Annotated in this window: 18 protein-coding genes and 1 riboswitch; of the genes, 4 read left to right on the forward strand and 14 right to left on the reverse strand. The window is 40.2% G+C overall.

Translation table 11 applies throughout. From position 1 onward, the window contains the following. Positions 1-164: 164 nt before the first annotated feature. Positions 165-341: riboswitch (cobalamin riboswitch) on the reverse strand. A 160-nt stretch (positions 342-501) separates the two neighbouring features. After that, positions 502-1398 (forward strand): EamA family transporter RarD, encoded by an 897-nt coding sequence (rarD, locus tag DWV85_RS05210; protein ID WP_123138204.1) that lies wholly within the window; start codon positions 502-504, stop codon positions 1396-1398. Between the two features lie 90 nt (positions 1399-1488). Here the strand turns inward: rarD and DWV85_RS05215 are convergent, their stop codons facing one another. Further along, positions 1489-2388 carry a DUF3829 domain-containing protein gene (locus DWV85_RS05215; RefSeq protein WP_021148750.1) on the reverse strand — a complete coding sequence of 300 codons (900 nt, stop codon included), beginning with the start codon at positions 2386-2388 and terminating at the stop codon, positions 1489-1491. A gap of 280 nt (positions 2389-2668) precedes the next feature. Here DWV85_RS05215 and DWV85_RS05220 point away from each other — a divergent pair, with 280 nt between their 5' ends. Next, on the forward strand, positions 2669-3046 hold the full coding sequence (locus DWV85_RS05220) for a type II toxin-antitoxin system HicB family antitoxin (RefSeq protein ID WP_008714666.1): 378 nt from the start codon (positions 2669-2671) through the stop codon (positions 3044-3046). A 424-nt stretch (positions 3047-3470) separates the two neighbouring features. Here DWV85_RS05220 and DWV85_RS05230 read toward each other — a convergent pair whose 3' ends face one another. Further along, the gene (locus tag DWV85_RS05230; protein WP_123138206.1) at positions 3471-4112 is read right to left on the reverse strand and encodes a tetratricopeptide repeat protein; all 642 of its coding nucleotides are present in this window, start codon (positions 4110-4112) and stop codon (positions 3471-3473) included. A gap of 118 nt (positions 4113-4230) precedes the next feature. On the opposite strand from DWV85_RS05230, the gene DWV85_RS05235 reads away from it, so the two are divergent. Continuing rightward, positions 4231-4305 carry a type I toxin-antitoxin system Fst family toxin gene (locus DWV85_RS05235; RefSeq protein WP_229039624.1) on the forward strand — a complete coding sequence of 25 codons (75 nt, stop codon included), beginning with the start codon at positions 4231-4233 and terminating at the stop codon, positions 4303-4305. 284 nt (positions 4306-4589) lie between these two features. On the opposite strand, the gene DWV85_RS05240 is transcribed toward DWV85_RS05235, so the two are convergent. The 11 genes from DWV85_RS05240 to DWV85_RS05290 all read right to left on the reverse strand — a co-directional run bounded on the left by DWV85_RS05240 (position 4590) and on the right by DWV85_RS05290 (position 16945). Continuing rightward, positions 4590-7412 (reverse strand): FAD-binding and (Fe-S)-binding domain-containing protein, encoded by a 2823-nt coding sequence (locus DWV85_RS05240; protein WP_123138207.1) that lies wholly within the window; start codon positions 7410-7412, stop codon positions 4590-4592. Positions 7413-7910: 498 nt separating this feature from the next. After that, entirely contained in the window at positions 7911-8705 is a 795-nt protein-coding gene (locus DWV85_RS05245) for a sulfite exporter TauE/SafE family protein (RefSeq protein WP_008602031.1), read from the reverse strand. A gap of 25 nt (positions 8706-8730) precedes the next feature. Beyond that, positions 8731-9180 (reverse strand): GNAT family N-acetyltransferase, encoded by a 450-nt coding sequence (locus DWV85_RS05250; RefSeq protein WP_008602029.1) that lies wholly within the window; start codon positions 9178-9180, stop codon positions 8731-8733. A gap of 52 nt (positions 9181-9232) precedes the next feature. Further along, positions 9233-10777: a ClC family H(+)/Cl(-) exchange transporter gene (locus tag DWV85_RS05255; RefSeq protein WP_123138208.1), complete on the reverse strand. Its 1545-nt coding sequence runs from the start codon at positions 10775-10777 to the stop codon at positions 9233-9235. A 298-nt stretch (positions 10778-11075) separates the two neighbouring features. Further along, on the reverse strand, positions 11076-12227 hold the full coding sequence (fucO, locus tag DWV85_RS05260; RefSeq protein WP_004694531.1) for a lactaldehyde reductase: 1152 nt from the start codon (positions 12225-12227) through the stop codon (positions 11076-11078). Positions 12228-12370: 143 nt separating this feature from the next. Continuing rightward, complete coding sequence (locus DWV85_RS05265) at positions 12371-13516, reverse strand: glycoside hydrolase family 3 N-terminal domain-containing protein (RefSeq protein WP_123138209.1); 1146 nt, start codon at positions 13514-13516, stop codon at positions 12371-12373. A gap of 284 nt (positions 13517-13800) precedes the next feature. After that, positions 13801-14034, reverse strand: a complete 234-nt coding sequence (locus DWV85_RS05270) for a (2Fe-2S)-binding protein (RefSeq protein WP_004694527.1) — start codon at positions 14032-14034, stop codon at positions 13801-13803. A gap of 343 nt (positions 14035-14377) precedes the next feature. Further along, complete coding sequence (locus DWV85_RS05275; RefSeq protein WP_004698228.1) at positions 14378-15004, reverse strand: site-2 protease family protein; 627 nt, start codon at positions 15002-15004, stop codon at positions 14378-14380. Positions 15005-15013: 9 nt separating this feature from the next. Continuing rightward, on the reverse strand, positions 15014-15784 hold the full coding sequence (locus tag DWV85_RS05280; protein ID WP_123138210.1) for a carboxymuconolactone decarboxylase family protein: 771 nt from the start codon (positions 15782-15784) through the stop codon (positions 15014-15016). A gap of 89 nt (positions 15785-15873) precedes the next feature. After that, positions 15874-16272, reverse strand: coding sequence for a hypothetical protein (locus tag DWV85_RS05285; protein WP_012864976.1), 399 nt, complete (start codon positions 16270-16272; stop codon positions 15874-15876). A 154-nt stretch (positions 16273-16426) separates the two neighbouring features. Further along, positions 16427-16945 carry a MarR family transcriptional regulator gene (locus DWV85_RS05290; protein WP_012864977.1) on the reverse strand — a complete coding sequence of 173 codons (519 nt, stop codon included), beginning with the start codon at positions 16943-16945 and terminating at the stop codon, positions 16427-16429. A gap of 380 nt (positions 16946-17325) precedes the next feature. Here DWV85_RS05290 and DWV85_RS05295 point away from each other — a divergent pair, with 380 nt between their 5' ends. Continuing rightward, positions 17326-17916 carry a nitroreductase gene (locus tag DWV85_RS05295; protein ID WP_123138211.1) on the forward strand — a complete coding sequence of 197 codons (591 nt, stop codon included), beginning with the start codon at positions 17326-17328 and terminating at the stop codon, positions 17914-17916. Between the two features lie 186 nt (positions 17917-18102). Here the strand turns inward: DWV85_RS05295 and DWV85_RS05300 are convergent, their stop codons facing one another. Beyond that, complete coding sequence (locus tag DWV85_RS05300; protein WP_123138212.1) at positions 18103-20040, reverse strand: cation-translocating P-type ATPase; 1938 nt, start codon at positions 20038-20040, stop codon at positions 18103-18105. Positions 20041-20133: the final 93 nt, after the last annotated feature.

Raw genomic sequence — 20133 nt, forward strand, 5'->3', positions numbered from 1 at the left:
CTGTTTGATATCTATAAAACCTGATTCCTATACTCAACATCCACTCTAAGGGCAATAAAAAACGTGCCACCTAAAAGTGACACGTAAGGTTTCTTATTGAAAGGTACACTAAAAATACTGTATCCAGCATACCCCAATCCCCTTCCTATCGCTCGTAGGTACATAACGGTGATTATCAAATAGGCAGTTCTCCTGGCTCGGGATCATCACCTCGCTTTCGCCTTCCCAGATTACTCCAGTGACATGTATGAAAGCAGACTCATCCTTACAGTGGCGGGACCGCATCGGCTTATACCGATTTCTCTATTAAGTCTTGCGACACCTATTCTCTATATTCGTTGTTCTAAGTCCAATATAGTGTAACAATATGCACAAAGTCAATGAACATAACATTTAATCATAAGTACCAAAACTAAAGTTATAACTGAAAATCATATGCAATAACTAAAACGCATGATTTGAGAATTAGTGATATAATAAATACTATCACGAGGAGGCATTATGGAACATACAAGTAAAAAAGGGTTAATCACAGCCCTTAGTTGTTATATCATTTGGGGCTTACTCCCTCTATATTGGGCATTATTAAACCATGTTTCACCGTATAATATACTGGCACAGCGCATTATCTGGTCAGGTGTTTGTATGGCTATCGTTGTATTTGGTCTACATTTTAAGCAATTCAAAAAGGACTTTCAATTACTAAAAGAACAACGTTCACAACTATTCCTACTTTTAGTGGCGGCAGTCATCATCAGTGTAAACTGGTTCACCTACATTTGGGCCATCGCCAATAATCAAGTTATGAACACGAGCCTTGGTTATTACATCAATCCACTCTTTAATGTAGTATTAGGTGTCATCCTATTTAAAGAGGTTCTATCTATACCGAAAAAGCTAAGTGTCCTCATCGCTACCATCGGTATCGCCTTGCTCACCTATCAAGTGGGATCCTTACCGTTAGTATCGATGATCCTCGCCGTTTCCTTCGGTCTCTATGGAGCCGTAAAAAAGAAACTGCTCATCTCGCCCTTTACGAGCATCGCCTTTGAGGCTTGGCTATTAACACCGCTAGCCTTACTATATACGACCATAATCGATAATACCGTGTGGTCCTATTTCAGCACAGACTGGTATACGACCATGTTGCTCATAGCTTGCGGTCTAACTACATCTGTCCCATTGGTGCTATTCTCCTATGGTGCACAGCTATTACCGCTCAATCTACTAGGCTTCTTGCAATATGTATCCCCTACCATTGCCTTGTTGCTAGCCATCTTTTACTTTGGTGAAAGCTTTGGCACACCGCAGATGATTGCCTTCAGTTGTATCTGGATAGCCTTAGTATTATTCTCGTTATCAAGCCAAATTACAACGCGCATTAGCCTTAAAAAGTAATACATCTACTAATCAACTAAAAAGCTGTATCAAATGATATCCTCATTTGATACAGCTTTCTTTTATATAGACGTATTAATCTAACTTATTTTAATCTAACTCATTCATATTGGTCGTATTCAGATTAGAAATGTAATGGTTATAGGCCTCAATCATACGATTATAGTCATTATCTTGTTTCGAACCCATATAGGTACGGATTGCACCAATCGTAGAGTTTACAGAGGTCTTAACAGAATCATACTTAGGACTAGTAATACCATTTGATACATCACCAATAGATTGCAACTCTTGATTGATAGCATTTACATCTAGTTGTTTTTCACTATCGATCTTTTCTAAGACCGCAGTAAGTCGCAAATGGACCTCTTGTGCTGCAGCAGCATTTTTCTTGCCTGCATCGCGCAATTGTTGTAACCGTTGTTGCAAGCGGTCTGTATTGATTTTATGCATAACATTATCAAAATCAGCATAAATAGGAACAAATTGTTCATACAATTGAACATATTTAGGGCCTAACTGTTGCTCCTTAGCATAGTTGTCTGTCGTATACCCTTTAGATTTATAGTATGCATCAAGCTCTTCCGCTACCGGTGTAATTTCGTTCAATTTTGAAAGCAGCTTATCTAAAGGCTCCTTCATTTCATCATACGGAATACCTGCTTGCTTAGCCTCTTCTAATTCTTTTTGTAGCTGCTTAAAGTTCGGTGCACTAAATACAGTTAAATGCTGCCCCGCTTTTAACTCATTAAGAGTTGGCGTATTCGCATAATCAAACATGACAGCCATGCGATTGTATCGGCTTACAGCTTTCACATATTGATTAAATAACTGCACCTGATCCTGCTCAGACCGCTGCGCAATTTCCTTACGGCTCTGTTCAGTCCCCTGCCATAATTCTGACATACTACAACCGCTCAAAAAAAATGGAGATGTCAATGTCGCCGCACACAACACAGCCATTGCTACCCTTTTACCAAATGGTTTCATGATGAATCCTCTCCTTCCATCAATATACAACCTAATTTATACATATTAATTATATACTAATATGATTTTTATGAATAGGATTAATATATAAAGGTCATTTATCAATTTTGTCAAGTGACTAATAGAATCAGGGGTGACCAATGATCACCCCTATTTTCCTTTATATACTGCTAGACTATAAATAAGAATGTATAACTCCTAATAATTGTTTTGTACGTATACACGTGTTATCATGAAAGGAGAGAATATGAAGGATAAGGATTTACTATTAGGAGGACCTATGAAGTTTATATACCCTGCTATAATCCATGATGATGCCGATGGTTTCTGGGCCGAATTTCCAGATCTCGAATACACTAGTAGCACCGGCTCAACACTAACAGAATTAATAACCAATGCACAAGAGGCTATGGAACTCTATATATTAGGCGCTTTAGAAGATGGACAAACTCTACCTACCCCCACATCTATTCGCAGCTTACCATGTACCGATACAACATATCCTACATTAGTGCAAACAGATATTGATTTAGCTAAAAATAGTAAGTCCGTAAAGAAAACCCTAACGATTCCTGCCTGGTTAAACGATAGAGCATTAGCTAAAGGAATTAACTTTTCTCAACTTTTACAAGAAGCCTTAGTAGAGAAAACAATGTAATTTACATCATCAATTGCTCAGCAAAAAAGAGCTACTGTCCATAAAATAACTGGTAAAGTAAGGTACATGATGCAGAGCATCCACAGAATCGTTACGAAATAGAGTAATAATTTTAGTACATATAGCACATCAAACCATATACTATGACAATCCTCTAATTTTGCCATATATACGGAGAGATGCCTCACAAAAAATGGAGCTTTCACATTAGGATTTAGCTTCTTCCAGTACAGCATAATATACGGCGTTACAAAACAACCTATAAACACCAAATATGTAAGGAATAGGGGTATTTCTATATTATGTTGGGACATAAACCCTGACCAGTCTACGACCATTAGACCGCCAAGGTATAGAAAAATAAGCCAATATATAAATCCTATCACCTTTATAATAAGGCGAATCATCTGTTTCACATCCATGTCTATAATTCTACCAACGTTTTAAATCGTCCGTTATTGTGAAAGCGTTCAAAATGGTCTTGTTCGGCTGCAACAGCTTTTACAGAGGGATCAATTTTTATAGCCTTTTCTAACCAATCAAGGGCCTTAGTATCATCCCCTTGGTCTGCATAAATGGTAGCAATACCATACACAGACCAGGTGTTACTAGGGTCCTTTTCTAATACCTTTTCGAACCATTGTTTAGAGTCATCTAACTGTCCTTGTAACTTATATACCATGGCCATGTTATAGTAATTAGCCACATTGTTAGGGTCTAAATCATAAGCCTTTTTAGTATCTGTCAACCCTTTAGCCGCATCACCGTTTAATGCTGTTGCAAAGCCACGTACAGAATAGGCTTCTGCATTATTAGCATTATTCTTAATGGACGCTGTAGCTTCCTCTATGGCTTTCGCATACTCACCAGCGGATAAGGCTTGCTTTGCTGTAATTAGATGTCCATCTTGCTTGGTAGTCGCTTGGCTGTTTCCCGCAGCAGATGTAGAGGAACCAGCAGCAGAACTAGTTGCATTTGATTCTGTTTTATTACTATTCGTATTTTGATTCAATCCACATCCCGTAAGGGCTGTTATTAAAAGAAAGAAAAGCACAACCTTCTTCATTAGAAATTCTCCAATCATTAATTATATACAAGACTCCATAGCATGATGATATAATATAAAATACCTCCCGAAAGGAGGTGGTATATTGCAGGAGCTGTTTTATGCACTCTGGGGCACCTTGCTTGCCCCTATTATTGTTGCCTTAGTTGTAACTACCTACAGCTACTGGCTTAACAATAAAAACAAAAAATAAGCAAGAAAAAGGACGAGCTGCCACTCGTCCTTTTTTTTGGTTATATTGCAGGTAATTTCATACACTCTACTACCTACGTTTAGTATACCACATTTCTTAGAAAAATAAAGAATTAGCAATAAATCTCATAAAACTCCTAAAAACTATTAGTAGTTTTAACATAATTTACGAGCAATATTAAAGCAACATTAACATAAACTACCAGTTACTTTAACCCAACCTACTAGTAACCTTAGTGTAAACTACTAGCAACATTAACGTAAATAGCAATAGATATACAAGACTTATTTCTTAGCCTTAGAGCAACGGTCCAATAGGAATGCAACACCAATGAATGGGATGCCGCCGTTTTCGCCAAGGCCGATTTCACAGGTAGAGCTGGAGCTTACGCCTAGTGTTGCACCGTATTCAGCGATTTCAGCTGCAAGGTCTTTGGTAGCACATTTGTTGAGTTCTGGTGTGAAGAACCCTTTTTGACCAGCAAAGCCATCACATGCAAAGGATTTAATGTTGAATACATGGTCTGTGCATAGACGAGCTAAATCCTCGATATACTGAGACTTATTCAAGGATTTAATCTTACATTGTTTATGTACCATGACCCGTTCATCGCATTTTTCAATGTCGAGATGAGGCACAACGTATTTGCACAAGAATTCAGAAATATCGTTGATTTCTAAATCTGGCATATGTTTGAAAGCATGATTAAAGCATGCACTATGGTCAATCACGATTGGGTATTTACCATTTTGAGATGCTTTCATCAACGCATCGTGTAAGTCTTTTACAGCACGCTCATGAACGTCATCGTAGTTTTCAAAGCTCAAGCCACAGCAGAGGTTTTCAATATGTTCAGGGTAGATAATATCGATATGGGCCTTGTTGCAAAGGCTTTCCACTACTTGTTGCAAGCTACGTTCATCGTCATAACCTTGATTAGGTTTGAAGGCGCGGTTCGCACAGGTACTAAAGTATACAACCTTTTCAAAATTAGTCGGTTTAATGCGGCTTCTCAATCTGTAACGGTTGGCCTTAGGCGTAGTCTTAGGAATGTACGGAGTAATACCAGTTACACCATGTAAGCCTTCTGTAATCTTGGAAATCGCTTTTTGTGTAACAATAGAGCCTGCAATACCTTCGAGACTTACGCCGGCACGAGCCATTTGAAGTGTTGTGGAGAAGTTATCGTAAATTTTCTTAGCCAATTCTGGTGCTGGAGGATCGATGCGGCGCATGGATAATGCAATTTGAGCCGTATCGATGCTAAGTGGGCAAAGACCTTTACACATGGAGCACGCAGCACAGGTATCTACACCAAAGTATTCATAGCCTTTTTTAAGTTCTGCAGCCAATGTAAAATTGCCTTCGTTTTCAAGGCGTTTTGTTTCGCGCAACAATGCGATACGTTGACGAGGAGTCAATGTTAAATTGCGGCTTGGACAATGTTTTTCACAGAAACCACATTCCATACAGATTGTGAAAGCATCATCGATAACGCATTGAGCTTTAAGGTTTTTCTTATACACATCTGGGTCATCAGTAATAATAACATCAGGATTCAAGATGCGTTCAGGGTCAAAGATGGCTTTGATGCGACGGTTAATTTCGTACGCTTTACGGCCCCATTCCATTTCAATGAACGGTGCCACCATGCGGCCTGTACCATGTTCAGCTTTCAAAGAACCACCGAAGCCAGAAACGCGTTCGGACATTTCTTTTACCAAATCGCCAAAGTTCTTAGTATCTTTAGGATCACTAAAATCAGGGGTAATGTTAAAATGAACATTACCAGATAACGCATGGCCAAAGATCACGCCACCGTCTACGAAATCGTATTTGTGGAATAATTCGGTAAGCATTTCGATGCCCTTAGTGAAGTCTTCGATTTGGAAGCATACGTCTTCTGTAATAACAGTGGTGCCTTTTCTACGTTGACCACCAACGATTGGCAAGATACCTTTACGGATTGCCCACCAGGAATCGTATTCTTTAGCCTCTTGAGAGTAAAGACTTGGGATAGCCGTTGGAATATCTTTCAATTTGTCTTTAATGAAAGCTAAGTTTTCATCGACAGTTTCTTTAGAGTAGCTTTCAGTTTGGAACAAGATAGCACTTGTACCTTCTGGAACTTCGCGAACAAATTCAGGTACATTATCTAGAGATTGAACGGCCTTAAGGGATTGATAGTCCATCATTTCCGCAGCTACAACCTTGTCACGGCCCATATTAGCCAAGGCTACGACCGCAAGAGATGCATCGTTCAACGTTTTAAAGAACATGAGACCGCAGCCTTTATATGGTACGTCCTCAACAGTGTTATATACGATTTCAGATACGAAGCCCAATGTACCTTCAGAACCGATGAACAAATGGTTAATAATATCGATAATATCTTCAAAATCAACAAGGGAGTTCAAGCCGTAACCTGTAGTATTTTTGATTTTGTACTTGTGATGAATCAAGTGTGTCAATTCTTCATCGGCCAAGATATCCTTGCGCAATTGTAAGATATCCTCTACCATTTGAGGTTTTTCTTTAAGGAATTGATCAATACTCTTTTGGTCAGATGTATCGAGGATGGAGCCATCTAGCAACACAACGCGAATGGACCGAATTGTTTTATAAGAGTTTTGCGCCGTACCACAGCACATACCAGAAGAGTTATTATTCAAAATACCGCCTACTAATGCAGTGGCAAGCGTTGCAGGATCTGGACCGATTTTACGATTGTATGGTTTCAATAAATCATTCGCATCGGAACCGATAACACCACATTCACATTTCAAGGCTTTCCCATCATCGATAACTTCCATTTTCTTAAAGCCATCATTACATACGATGAGTACATCTTCACTGGAACATTGACCAGACAAAGAGGAGCCGGCCGCGCGGAATGTAAATGGTGTACCACATTGTTGACACAAACGAATAAGGCGTCTTACTTCTCGTTCATCCTCCGCTTTAACGACTACCTTTGGTAAATAGCTATAACAAGACGCATCAACGCCATATGCATAACGACGTAAATGATCGGTGTATACGCGACCTTTACAAATCTCATTTGCCTCCTTGGCAAAACGTTCATAATCTCTAATAAGTGTACTCACTTCTATTTCCTCCTATCCTTTCTTAAGGAATCTATTACTTTTAGTATACGCCGTTCTCATTCTCCTCACTATAATTATGCATAATTTATATCTCTTCTAATAAAAATCGATATGCATTACCCTTTTATTCCCTCAGTTGAAAGTACATCTCATTAGCATTATCATGTACCCATTTTTCCTCATATACAATCAAGAATCCTTATTTATTAAGCATGTATAGATATAGTCAGTAATTATATGCTAAAACCTCTCTAAATAACGATTCGTACTACCTATAATTCTATAGTAAATACATTACTAACATTATGCATAAAAATAGTATGATTTATATATTTTAAATTTTTCATTCTCATTTATAGTTCTCTATGACTTTTAGTTATACCCTTTTATAAAATGCTGAAAATACAGAAAGCCCTCTAATGATAAACGCTTACGAATCACCATTAGAGAGCTTTACTAAATTATGCTTATTAAAGATAGATTAATTATAAAACCATATTATCCCAAAATACCAGATTTAAGAATGAGGCGTACCGCCAATGCAAAGACAGCTATGCTCATGAGGGCGAGGATAGCTTTTGCTTTGAGACGTTTTGCAATACGAGCACCTACTTGAGCACCAAAGATAGCGCCAATACTAGTAGGGATAGCAATACTAAATATGATGTGGCTTTCAATTAAATGTGTAATAACCCCCACCGTTGTTGATACGGCGAGAATAGATTGACTTGTAGCCGTTGCCATATGGGTAGGAAAGCCCATGAGATAAATCAAAGCCGGCACATGGATGAGGCCACCACCGATACCAAAGATACTCGAAATAAAGCCAACAAAAAAGCTAATACTAATACCGATAGGTTTGCTATAGCTCAACTGCTCAAGAGTCAGAGACTCTTCCTTTCGTTCCCCTTTTCTAAAATTTTTAAAACCAATCAATACAGATGCACACAGCATAAAGCATCCAAAGGCAAACATAAATCCCTTACCGGAGAACCATCCAGACATTTGGGCCCCTAAAATAGCGCCTGGGAAGGTAGCTAAACTAAAGACAATAGCAGCGTTAATGTATACCTTTTTTTGTTTCAGATATGCTATAGATCCAGAAATAGCATTACACATAACAGAAAAGAGTGACGTCCCTACAATCATGGACGGAGACCACTCAGGGAACCAATACATAAAAAGAGGCACAAAAACAAGTCCTCCACCGGCACCGATGATGGTACCAATCATAGCTGCTAAAAAGCCAACTATGGTAAAGAATATATAGAATACCACTATATTATCAATCACATTAAGACCTCCCATGCCGTTTGAATTATTGTTTCTCCATATATACAAAAGATAATCCCGTTTCATCCTGTATTTCTCTAACGGCTTTATACCCCATTTTTGTATATAACTTTATATTGATCCAGCTTTTCGTACATGTATATAATACACGACGGTCTTGACTGCATTGTTCATCTACGAAAACTAATAACTTCCGAGCCAACCCTTGTTGCCGATAGTTTGGATGCACCATCAAGCGACCGACCTCTACCACGCCATCGTCATATTGATAGCGAATACCTCCGATGATTCTTCCCCCATCATCTACTAGTTTATAGGTATGCCATTGGGTGAAAGTAGCGTTAAACTCCTCTTCCGACTCCATCAATGCAGGAACCATTCGACTTCCAATCATCTCCGCTTCGCTTTCAAATGTAAGCAATTGCAAACGGTACAGATCCAATACATCTGACTCAGTAGCTTTCACAATTTTCATAAACTACTCCTAATATATACCACGAATCAACGATTAGCTTTAGATATAATGACTAATTTGATTGGAAAAACTCCTTAGCCGCTTTCAATCGGCCACGCTCACAAGAGACTTGTAATTCATCCCCTGGTTCGAGTTTTACATCGCCTAATGGCACAATGTAGGTACCATTACGGCGAATACTTACGATCAATGTACCATCTGGCAATGCCAAGTCTTGTAGCTGTACATCCGTATAGTTTGCCACCACAGGCACCTTCGTTTGAAAGAAGGTTTGTACAGATTCTAGATTGCTTTGACCACTCATGGCTTGCAACAAGGAATCGTAAATCGGCGGTTCTTTTAAAAGCTCCGCCACAAGATAGGCCACGAGCGTAACGATACCGATAGCATAAATATTAGAGAAACTATCCGTCATTTCAAGAACGAGCAAAATCGCCAAAATTGGGGTCCGCATAGCGGCCGCTAACATACCTCCCATGGCACAGATAACGAACTGTGGTACAAAATCAGGAGAAATAAGTCCTAAGGTTGAAAGTAAGCTTTCACAAAAAGCACCTGTTGCAGCACCAATTACGAGCATGGGCAAAAATATGCCCCCTTGAGCACCACTGCCATAGCAGAAGGTGGTAAGTAAAATCTTGCCTAATACGATGCCACCTAAGAGCAATACGTCATGAGATTGAAAGGCAAGCTGACCCACAAGGTCATTGCCCCCACCCAAGAGGAGCTGCGAATCAAAGCCAATGGCTGCCACTGCCACAAAGGTAAGGGCTAATTTCAAGAATCGAGAACATTTGAGCCAGTCAAAGAACCTCTTGAAAGCAAAAATCATACGGCAAAATAACACACCACATAGCCCCATGATAACACCAACCATGAGTAGTATCGGGAAATATTCAAGAGGAACCCCTGAGGTCACCGTAAAGCCCAGCGCTGGTGTAAGTCCAAAGATACTAACTGTAATATAGTTAGAAATCAAAGTTGCCACGAAGGTTGGTACAACGAGATACGGATAAAAGCTTTTATGTACCTCTTCAAAGACGAACATCGCCCCCGATACGGGCGCACTAAAGGCAGCTGTTAAGCCTGCCCCAGCACCTGCGGATGTCAAAATACGCTGTTCTCGTAGTCCCGAATTCATCCAGTAGGACACAATCTTCCCAGCAGAGCCGCCAATCTGTACGGCTGGCCCTTCACGACCTACGGAAAATCCTGCAAAGCCGGTCAGTACGCCACCAATCATTTTAGATACTAGCGTCCGATAGGGCTTCATATCAAAGAGACCTAACATCTCCCCTTCAATTTGCGGGATACCAGAACCACCAGACAATGGGGCCCATGCGAGCAATCGATCTACAATAAACGCAAAAATGACCATTACCACAAGCCAACCTATGGCCCATTCCATAGTAATACCATCCATCAAATGCCACCTGATATGCTCTGATTCAAGTATCAAATAGCGATATGATGCCCCAAAAAAACCTGCAATCACCCCAACAAGAGCACCCTTTGCAATGAGTTCCGTTAAGAGCACTCGATTCATGGACATATCTGCTAAGGTAGAACTACGCTTATTAAATTTCCATAATTTCATAACATCCTCCTTAGCAGTGACCAAAACCAACCGTTCCTCTGCCGACATAGGTCTACACGAACTATGCATTCATATCCTTAGTATACTTATGTAAACCACCATTTTCAAGAAAGGATTACGTATAAAAATAGCTTTCTCACGGAACACGAGATCAAAGGTCTGAATCACAAAACAATAGATAGCGCTTTAAACACAAAGCTAGCCACCTCTAAAAAGAGATGGCTAGTTTTGTTAAGCAAGTGTGTAAATGTATTTTCTTTACACATTCGGAGGCATTTGAAATATGTAAAGACGCTAATTAGAATATGGATTCATAGATGCCGATTATTTCTTCTAAAGAGGCATCCCGTGGGTTACCAGGAGTACATGCATCGTTGAAAGCAGATTCAGCGAGGAATGGAATGTCTTCCCGTTTTACGCCTGCTTCGCTAAGAGATTTAGGAATACCTACGTCATCAGCTAATTTCTGAATTACGTCGATAGCCGCTTGACGATAGGTTGCTTCATCCATAGCATCTACATTAGGAACGCCCATAACGCGAGCGATTTCACGATATTTTTCACCTGTAGCAGGGGCATTGAATTTCAATACTGCTGTTAACAGCATCGCACAAGCCTTACCATGAGGGATATCGTACACAGCACTCAATGGATGAGCCATGGAGTGAACGATGCCGAGGCCAACGTTGGAGAAGCCCATACCCGCGATGTATTGACCTAAAGACATGGCTTCACGGCCTGCATAATCGCCAGCCACAGCGCTACGCAAGGAACGACCAATAATTTCTATAGCTTTCAAATGGAGCATATCAGTTAGCTCCCACGCACCTTTTGTGATATAACCTTCTACGGCGTGTACGAGGGCATCCATACCTGTGGCAGCGCAAAGGCCTGTTGGCATAGACGCGGACATATCAGGATCCACGATGGCAACGATTGGGATGTCATGAGGATCAACGCAAACGAATTTGCGGTTCTTTTCAACGTCTGTAATAACGTAGTTGATAGTAACCTCTGCAGCCGTACCAGATGTAGTAGTAACAGCGATGATTGGCAAGCACGGATTCTTAGTAGGCGCTAAACCTTCAAGGCTGCGTACATCGGCGAACTCAGGGTTCGTAATAATAGTAGCAATCGCCTTGCTTGTATCGATCGGGCTACCGCCACCAACAGCAACGATAACATCGGCGCCAGCCGCTTTACAAGCCTCAACACCAGCCGTTACGTTTTCGATGGTAGGATTTGGTTTGATACCGTCGTAGACTTCATAAGCAATACCTGCCGCATCAAGCAAATCCGTAACCTTTGTAGCCACTTTAAATTCAAATAAATCTGGCGTAGATGTAACGAGGGCTTTTTTGAAATGGCGATTCTTAATTTCGTTCACAATCTCCTGAATCGCGCCTTGTCCAAAATAGGACGTACCGTTCAACATTATTCTGCGAGCCATATACTTCACTCCTAACAAAACAAACTATACAATAAAAAAATAAACCGACAGAGAATCACTTTACTTATTAATTCTCTATCGGTTTAATAAAATCCTTGAAAGCTCGTTATGTATACACTATATATTTTTCTATTGTAATGATTCTAAATTTTGCTCATTTTCATAAGCAAGATTCGTTTCACCGATTCATCGAGTCGTTCTTTCGAGATACGACCGTCTTTCACGGCTTTCATAAGGCCATTATAAGCCTCTTGCATGTGTTCGTATTCGTGACATACGAGCAAGATATCGCTACCTGCTAGGATAGATTGCACCGCCATATCGCCAAAGGTATAGTGATTTGCAAGGGCACCCATGTCCATATCGTCCGTTACCACAACGCCATTATAGCCTATGTCCTTGCGCAACCAATCGGTAATGATTGCTTTCGATAAACTAGCAGGATGGTCTGGATCGATTTGTGGGTACATCGCATGAGACACCATGATTGTATAGGTATTTGGTTTAGACTGTTTGATGAGGTCTATAAATACCTTTGTGTCCTCTGAAAGCAATGTTTCTTTAGATACAGGAACGATGCTTGTATCCGCGTGCAAGTCTACATCGATCTTACCAATGCCCGGAAAGTGCTTATAGGAATACCACAAGCCCGCTTCATCGTAAGCCTTGCCAACGGCGCCTGCATAGCGAACGACCTCATCAGGGCTCGTACTATAAGAGCGACCATAGGTTAATCCTAAGTCCGCCACAGGAGCAAAGTTAATGTTAAAGCCCAAGTCTTTTAGTTCTGCACCAGACTGTTTTGCCAAGGATACAGCTTGCTCAACGGGCATTTTGCCTACCTCCTCAGCGGGAGGAACCTTGATGAGCTTATCATCCATGCGCGCTACTGCACCGCCCTCTTGGTCGATGCCGAGGAACAATGGCGTTAAACCGGCGCTTTTACCAGCCTTATTAATATCTGCAATGAGCGTTTTAACTTGATCCTTGGACTCCATATTTCGATCAAACAAAATGATGCCCCCCACGCGGTACTCGTTGAGCATGAATTTAGCATCATCATTCAACGTCTTGCCGTGAATGCCAATCATCAACAATTGGCCCACCTTGTCTGCATCGGACATATTAGCCACTAACTTGTCCACCTTTTGCTCTGGTGAAAGCTCGCTTTGTGCCACGGACTCATAGGTCACAGGCTCTGCCTTTGAAGTAAATGGATTATGTAAACCGCAACCCGTTGTGACTGCTAATGCACCAATCATAATGGCTGCTACGAAACGTCGAAACATGCATACCTCCCTTAAATCTCTAAAAAGTAATATGTATAGTATATCAAAAAATATAAACGAGCCCAACATAATCAATACACGACAAGCAGCAGTATAGTACATGCATCTTACAAAACAAAAAGATTGTTACTCGAAAACCCAACGGGTATATCCATTGAGAGAATCAAATAACAATCTTTATATGTTTCATTTTTGTTGTGTAAACATTATAGTTTACATTTTAGAGTATAAACTATGTATCTTACATTTTGGATGTGTAAAATGTGTATGTTACATTTTGCAAATTAAATTTTGCCTTGCTCTTTCATTTCCGCTAAGAGCTTTACGATACGAGGTCCACAGCCTTTGCCACCGCAAGCGCCCGTGCCAGCACGAGTTGCTTCTTTTACTTGTGGAAATGTATGAGCACCATCTAAAATGGCTTCTTTAATCGTTTTGCGCGTAATACTACGACATGTGCACACCTTTGTAAGCTTGTCCAGAATCGCCTCTGGCACTTGATTTTCTTCAAAATTCATATGTAATTCCTCATTTATTCACTTGAATATCTATATACAGTATCAATTTAGTGTATCGATTTAGTGTATCGATTTACTATATCAACAATATCTAGTGATGCACTATAATATTGCTATATCGAAAATTTACGATTTCTGTATTTATTATAACACAATTGAGGAACTATATCGATAGTTTTTAATATAAAATCCAAAGAACAGTCAAAAGTAAAATTGTTACTATAAAAAACGAAAAAAATTTACAAATACATTATATGTAAAGATAAGCTAAATCTATCTATAAACTATAAAAAAACTACCATAAAGATATTATCTTTATGGTAGAAACTTTCACAAAATATAATTATAGTATGAGCCCAATAATGGCAAAGTAGATTTTAAATATCGTTTGTTGTAATGGACGAATAACCATGGAAATAATGGGTGTGTTAATAAGGATGATAAAGAATAATAAATTAAGCATCCCTAATTGGTAATATCTCATCTGCCACTCTGTAGGCAACCACGGCAAGATAATATTAAAACCAGGCAATGGTGGGAACGGAATCAAACAGAAGATTGATAAGCCAATACTATATAAAATAATATATTGCATAACCATGGCAAGACCTTGGGACTCCATGAGGCCTAATTTTCCAAGGAGCATATATATAAAGGTGAATATAAAGCCTGCTATAAGACCTGCCACAGGCCCTGCAAAAGCAAGCAAGCTTATATCACGTCGTGGATCTTTAAAGTAAGACGGATTAATTGACATAGGTTTTGCCCAACCAAAGCCAACAAGAATAATACAGATGGTACCAATTAGATCAAGGTGTGCCATTGGTGACAATGTGAGGCGTCCCGCCAGACGTGGCGTTGGATCACCAAACCAAGTTGCTACCTTTGCCTCTGCATACCCAAAGATAGAAAAAACGATCATAATAGCAGGAATACTTGCTAATATCTGAACCGGATTTAAATCAAACATAGAACTCCTTTATTGTTTAGCTTCCCATGCGGTGTAGCCTTCTTGAATGCAACGAAGAGCATTTAAGGTACGAGGATAGCCGATATACGGCACGCATTGGGATGCGATGTTAATCAAATATTGTTTGCTGTTCCCTACATTCAAATTACCTTCTACATGAGCCTTGAGTTGAGCTTCACAGCCGCCTTGAGCCGCAAGGAAGCAGAAAGTAATCATTTCACGATGAGCCACGCTAAGGCCTTTACGCGTATAGTAATCGCCGAACATATTGGCAAGCCATTTGTTGATGTGACGAATATCTTCTGGCCCTTCTTGGTAAAAATTACGCATAGACTCGCCAAAGATTTCTACTTGTTTTTCTACGCCTTTTTCAAGACGGGACTCTCCAGTGATTGTGCTGCGAGAGGGATCAACAATAGCCTCTCCTCGATAGTCAAAAATCTTATTGGTCACCTTAAAGAATGGGCGCACACGTCCGATGCCAAGATAGGGCACCGCTTGATAAATGAGCTCTACCACTTCATCAGGAATAAGACCAAAGTTTAATGCTGCCGGTAGCATTAATGCATATTCATCAACAGCGGAGGCGCCTACTAATGTAGCAAGAATGGCTAAGAAGCGATCCTTTGCCGGTACATTACGGCCTTCTTCGGTGATGACTTCATCAAAGGCAAAATTATCAAACAAAACTTCAAACTCTGGATCAATATAACCTGCTGGGGCTGCAATATCAGGAAACATACGCTCCGTATAGGCTTGAGCAAATTCAGATTTAGACATAAAAAACCTCCATAAACAACACTGGTGAAAGCCCAAAAGGAGCTTTCACCAGCAATAGTTATGTAATTATTACGGCACAGGCCATCAGATTATAACGCTGGGAATTCGAAAGTTGTGCCGTATACTTCTTTCCAAGCAGCCATGAACATATTGAACTCATTTGTTCCAGGTTGAATTTGGTAAACTTGACCATCTGGAGCGTAACGATATACAGTATGTAAGCTTGGATGAACAAGATATTTGAACAATGTAGCTTCCCCGTATTGGTTATTATGCATGTTAATCACATTAATACCAAATACATGGTTACGGCTGCTATCGATACCTTTAAACTCAGATGCTTTATCAAAGAAATACGTTTCTGTACCATTTGCACTATTTGGAACCTCTGGGTAGTTAGCTAACCCATTCCAGTTTGCTGCATTTGCAACACCACCTACTAATAATGTACCTGCTAATACAAATGCACCTAATAAATTTTTATTCATAATGCTCTCCTTTGTGCCACGAAGGCAAATCACGAATCAGTCATACTCTCACATGACTTGAATACAATACGCTATATATATAGTATATCACATTTTTAATAAAATTTTTAGATTTCCAAGGTTACAGAATATATGCATATGAGGTTGTATCAAATTAGCCCTTCATGTTCTCTGCTGTTTTTGCATTTGCGTTATCGATTGCTTCTAGCAATTTATTAAGCAACATACGCAATTGACGTGTTTCTTCTACGTCAAATATAGGACCTGATGCTTCAGCCAAGCGGCGTGGTATATGAACCGCTACATCACGTAATGCTTTGCCCGTATCAGTAAGAGTTACCATAACTACGCGTTCATCTTGACGACTGCGTTTGCGTTTCAAGAATGCTTTGGCTTCTAATTTCTTTAAAAGCGGTGTTAATGTACCGGAATCAAGGCGCAATACTTGTCCCAATTCCTTAACGGATAAATCACCATATTGCCACAATGCCATCATTACGATGTATTGAGTATATGTCAAATTTAAAGGATCTAAGTGACTACGATATGCATTAACAATTTCCTTCGCCACTACATAAAGTGGGAAGCTCAATTGGTTTTCCAATCTTAAATATTCTGAATCAGGAACATCTTCTTTATGTTTGTACCCTTCAAGTACACCAATTTCTGCCATATTCTACCTCCATATGCACACAATTATCTACTAATTAATTGTACACAATTTTACGGTAAACAGTCAACGCAAAAAGCCCACTTTGAACAGATATTTTTAAATTTGTCAATTAATTAATATTTATTTTCTTATTCGTTAAGAATTAGGTGCTTCTATAGAATTTATGGGTAAAAATCATACCATAAAGTTGTTACTTTATTTATAAATTAATTTGATATTAAATTAGAAAGTTATAACTTCTGTTTTCAATGAAATCTTCTTTCGTTGCAGGCCCGTCTCCTAATAAATGACTTAGTAAAAATACGCCCCCTACTAGGTCCTTCCTTGTAGTATAATAAAAGAAATTCTATATCAAAGCTAACTTATAATAGGAGGCCTATATGAACACCTTAGAGTGCATCAAAACTCGTCATAGTACACGTAAATTTAAAGCAGATCAAGTATCTCGAGAACTTATCAATCAAGTCCTCGATTCTGGGCGCCGCGCTCCATCTGGCGGTAATACACAATTAACACATTTCATGGTCATTACAAACCAAGATGTGCTTCAAGAACTAGTAACACTCATTCAAGAAGAATACGGCAAAATGCCGATTACAGAAAATACTTTACCATACATGGTGAATATCATTAAAATGTCCGCCGAAGGCAAATTTGTATTCAACTATAATGCGCCTGTACTCATCGTATTGGCTAGTAAACCAAGTTATGCCAACAACTTTGCTGACGTGTCATGTGCTATGCAAAACATGATGCTTGCTTGCAATGAACTTAACCTTGGTAGTTGCTGGGTTAACCAAATCCGTCATCTTCAAGATAATGAACGCATCCAAGCCAAAATGCGTGAACTAGGTCTTAGCGAAGACGAAAAAGTCTACGCTAGCCTCGCTATCGGCTACCCAGATCTACCAAATGGTCTTAACCGCCGTGAAATCGAAGCCAAAGGTTATCCTGTAACATATATTGATTAATCAACACTAGAAACCATCGATTTCATACTATAAGTGAAACAAAAGCGCTATCTATCCCACAACTCTAATTGAGTTTCCTTAGGGATAGATAGCGCTTTTTATTGACTATATTATTTTTTAACGCTCATCGATTTAGTAATCAAATCGATACATACACTCCATACTTATATTTATAATGAACTACTATTAAGCCTCAAACACGCGTTTACGAGCTGCGTTCATGAGAACGGAATGATCATCATCTACTATGTAATTAGATTTGTAAGCCCAACGCAACAATAGTGCAGAGTTTGCCACTACGAGAAGGCTACCGCCGTTGTGAACAAGGGCGCCCCACACGGGGGATAAAGTACCAACCATTGCCAAGATGATAGCCACAAAGTTCAAGATCAAGAAGAAGGAAAGGTTTACCTTAATTGTGGTCATCATGCGTTTAGATAAGGCCACGAGATGAGGAATTTCTGTAATATTGTCGTTTACGAGAACGATATCTGCTGCCTCTACCGCGATATCGCTACCAACACCGCCCATAGCGATGCCAACGTCGGATTTTTTGAGGGCTGGTGCATCGTTTACACCATCGCCAACCATGGCTACAATGTTGCCGTCTTGTTGTAATTGAGCCACTGTATCCATTTTGTCTTCTGGCAAGCAATCTGCAATCACATTTGATACGTTCAATCGTTTACCAATCGTTTTCGCTGTTGCCACATGGTCACCGGTTAAAAGAACAGGCATTACATCGAGATCGTTTAATGACTCTACTACGGCGCGACTTTCACGGCGAACACGGTCAGCCAAAGCCACATAACCAGCCAATACGCCATCAACGGCAACATATACAATGGATGCACCTCGGTTCAAATGCTCATGAACAGCCTCTTTCACAGAGTCAGCAATAGAAATATTAGACAAGGTCATCATCGCTTCGTTACCAGCCAAAACGGCTTTATCTTGTACAGTCGCCTCTAAGCCTTTACCAGGAACCATACGAAAGGAATCCACAGAATCAAAGCTTTCACCATGATGAGACATAAATCCATTCACAATCGCCTTGCCCAATGGATGCTCAGATTTAGTCTCTACAGAAGCCACTAAGCGATATAATTCAGTAGCAGACATAGTACCCACTGTTTCAACGGCAGTCACCTCAGGCGTACCATAGGTCAATGTACCCGTTTTATCGAAGGTCATCGTATCAACCTTCGCCAAGCGTTCCATAATATTGCCACGACGCACGAGGAAACCGTGTTGGCTCGCATTAGAAATAGCTGCCATAATCGCTGCCGGCGTTGCCAATACGAGAGCACAAGGGCAGAACACAACGAGGATGGTCACGGCACGAATGATTTCACCGGTTACCACATAGGTGCCAACCGCTGCCAATAACGCAATCACTACAATCCACGTAGCCCAACGGTCAGCCAAACTAACGATTTTCGCATTGCCTGGGTCCGTAGACTTAACGAGCTTAATCATGCGTTGAATAGAGCTATCTTCGCCCTCTTTTGTAGCAGTCATATCGAAGGCGCCAAATTGATTCACCGTACCAGAGAATACTTCGTCACCCATCGTTTTATCTACCGGCATGGATTCGCCAGTCATAACGGATTGATCAATCGCTGTATCACCAGACAAAATCGTACCATCCACAGGGATAACCTCACCTGGCAACACGCGGATTACGTCGCCTACCATTACGATATCTGCAGGCAATACCTCTTCCTTGCCGTTGCGAACGATGCGTGCCGTTGTAGGCGTCAATTTAACGAGACGTTCGATGCCCGCTTGCGCTTTAGATACGGTAAACTCTTCGAGCTTGGCCCCCAGTTGCATGATGAAAGCAATTTCTGCGGCCGCAAATACTTCACCGATAGCAACGGCTGCAATAAGCGCCAAGGACACGAGCAAATCTGCTTTTACGTCGAACTCTTCGTACATGGCAACCGCTGCGCCCCACACGATAGGAAGACCACACAATACTATTGTGAACCAAGCCCAGTCGAAGGGCAAACCTAAACGAACACCTAATAAACTAAATACTACGCCGATACCGCCGGCTACTAATGTAATCTTTTCACAATTCAAATCGAACCATTCTGCTATTTTGCTCCACCGTTCCATAATTACCTCCTGTGAAAGCTTATATATAATGATATGTACACATTGATTGTGGTCTATATACATGCGTCCATGTATATAACACCTTAAGGGCAA

Source organism: Veillonella sp. AF13-2 (assembly GCF_003603295.1).
Taxonomy (GTDB): domain Bacteria; phylum Bacillota; class Negativicutes; order Veillonellales; family Veillonellaceae; genus Veillonella; species Veillonella parvula_E.

Bases quoted from the DNA above. Each gene is read 5' to 3' on its own strand.
- rarD (WP_123138204.1), top strand. From the start codon at position 502: ATGGAACATACAAGTAAAAAAGGGTTAATCACAGCCCTTAGTTGTTAT.
- DWV85_RS05215 (WP_021148750.1), bottom strand. From the start codon at position 2,388: ATGAAACCATTTGGTAAAAGGGTAGCAATGGCTGTGTTGTGTGCGGCG.
- DWV85_RS05220 (WP_008714666.1), top strand. From the start codon at position 2,669: ATGAAGTTTATATACCCTGCTATAATCCATGATGATGCCGATGGTTTC.
- DWV85_RS05230 (WP_123138206.1), bottom strand. From the start codon at position 4,112: ATGAAGAAGGTTGTGCTTTTCTTTCTTTTAATAACAGCCCTTACGGGA.
- DWV85_RS05250 (WP_008602029.1), bottom strand. From the start codon at position 9,180: ATGAAAATTGTGAAAGCTACTGAGTCAGATGTATTGGATCTGTACCGT.
- DWV85_RS05255 (WP_123138208.1), bottom strand. From the start codon at position 10,777: ATGAAATTATGGAAATTTAATAAGCGTAGTTCTACCTTAGCAGATATG.
- fucO (WP_004694531.1), bottom strand. From the start codon at position 12,227: ATGGCTCGCAGAATAATGTTGAACGGTACGTCCTATTTTGGACAAGGC.
- DWV85_RS05265 (WP_123138209.1), bottom strand. From the start codon at position 13,516: ATGTTTCGACGTTTCGTAGCAGCCATTATGATTGGTGCATTAGCAGTC.
- DWV85_RS05270 (WP_004694527.1), bottom strand. From the start codon at position 14,034: ATGAATTTTGAAGAAAATCAAGTGCCAGAGGCGATTCTGGACAAGCTT.
- DWV85_RS05275 (WP_004698228.1), bottom strand. From the start codon at position 15,004: ATGTTTGATTTAAATCCGGTTCAGATATTAGCAAGTATTCCTGCTATT.
- DWV85_RS05280 (WP_123138210.1), bottom strand. From the start codon at position 15,784: ATGTCTAAATCTGAATTTGCTCAAGCCTATACGGAGCGTATGTTTCCT.
- DWV85_RS05285 (WP_012864976.1), bottom strand. From the start codon at position 16,272: ATGAATAAAAATTTATTAGGTGCATTTGTATTAGCAGGTACATTATTA.
- DWV85_RS05290 (WP_012864977.1), bottom strand. From the start codon at position 16,945: ATGGCAGAAATTGGTGTACTTGAAGGGTACAAACATAAAGAAGATGTT.
- DWV85_RS05295 (WP_123138211.1), top strand. From the start codon at position 17,326: ATGAACACCTTAGAGTGCATCAAAACTCGTCATAGTACACGTAAATTT.
- DWV85_RS05300 (WP_123138212.1), bottom strand. From the start codon at position 20,040: ATGGAACGGTGGAGCAAAATAGCAGAATGGTTCGATTTGAATTGTGAA.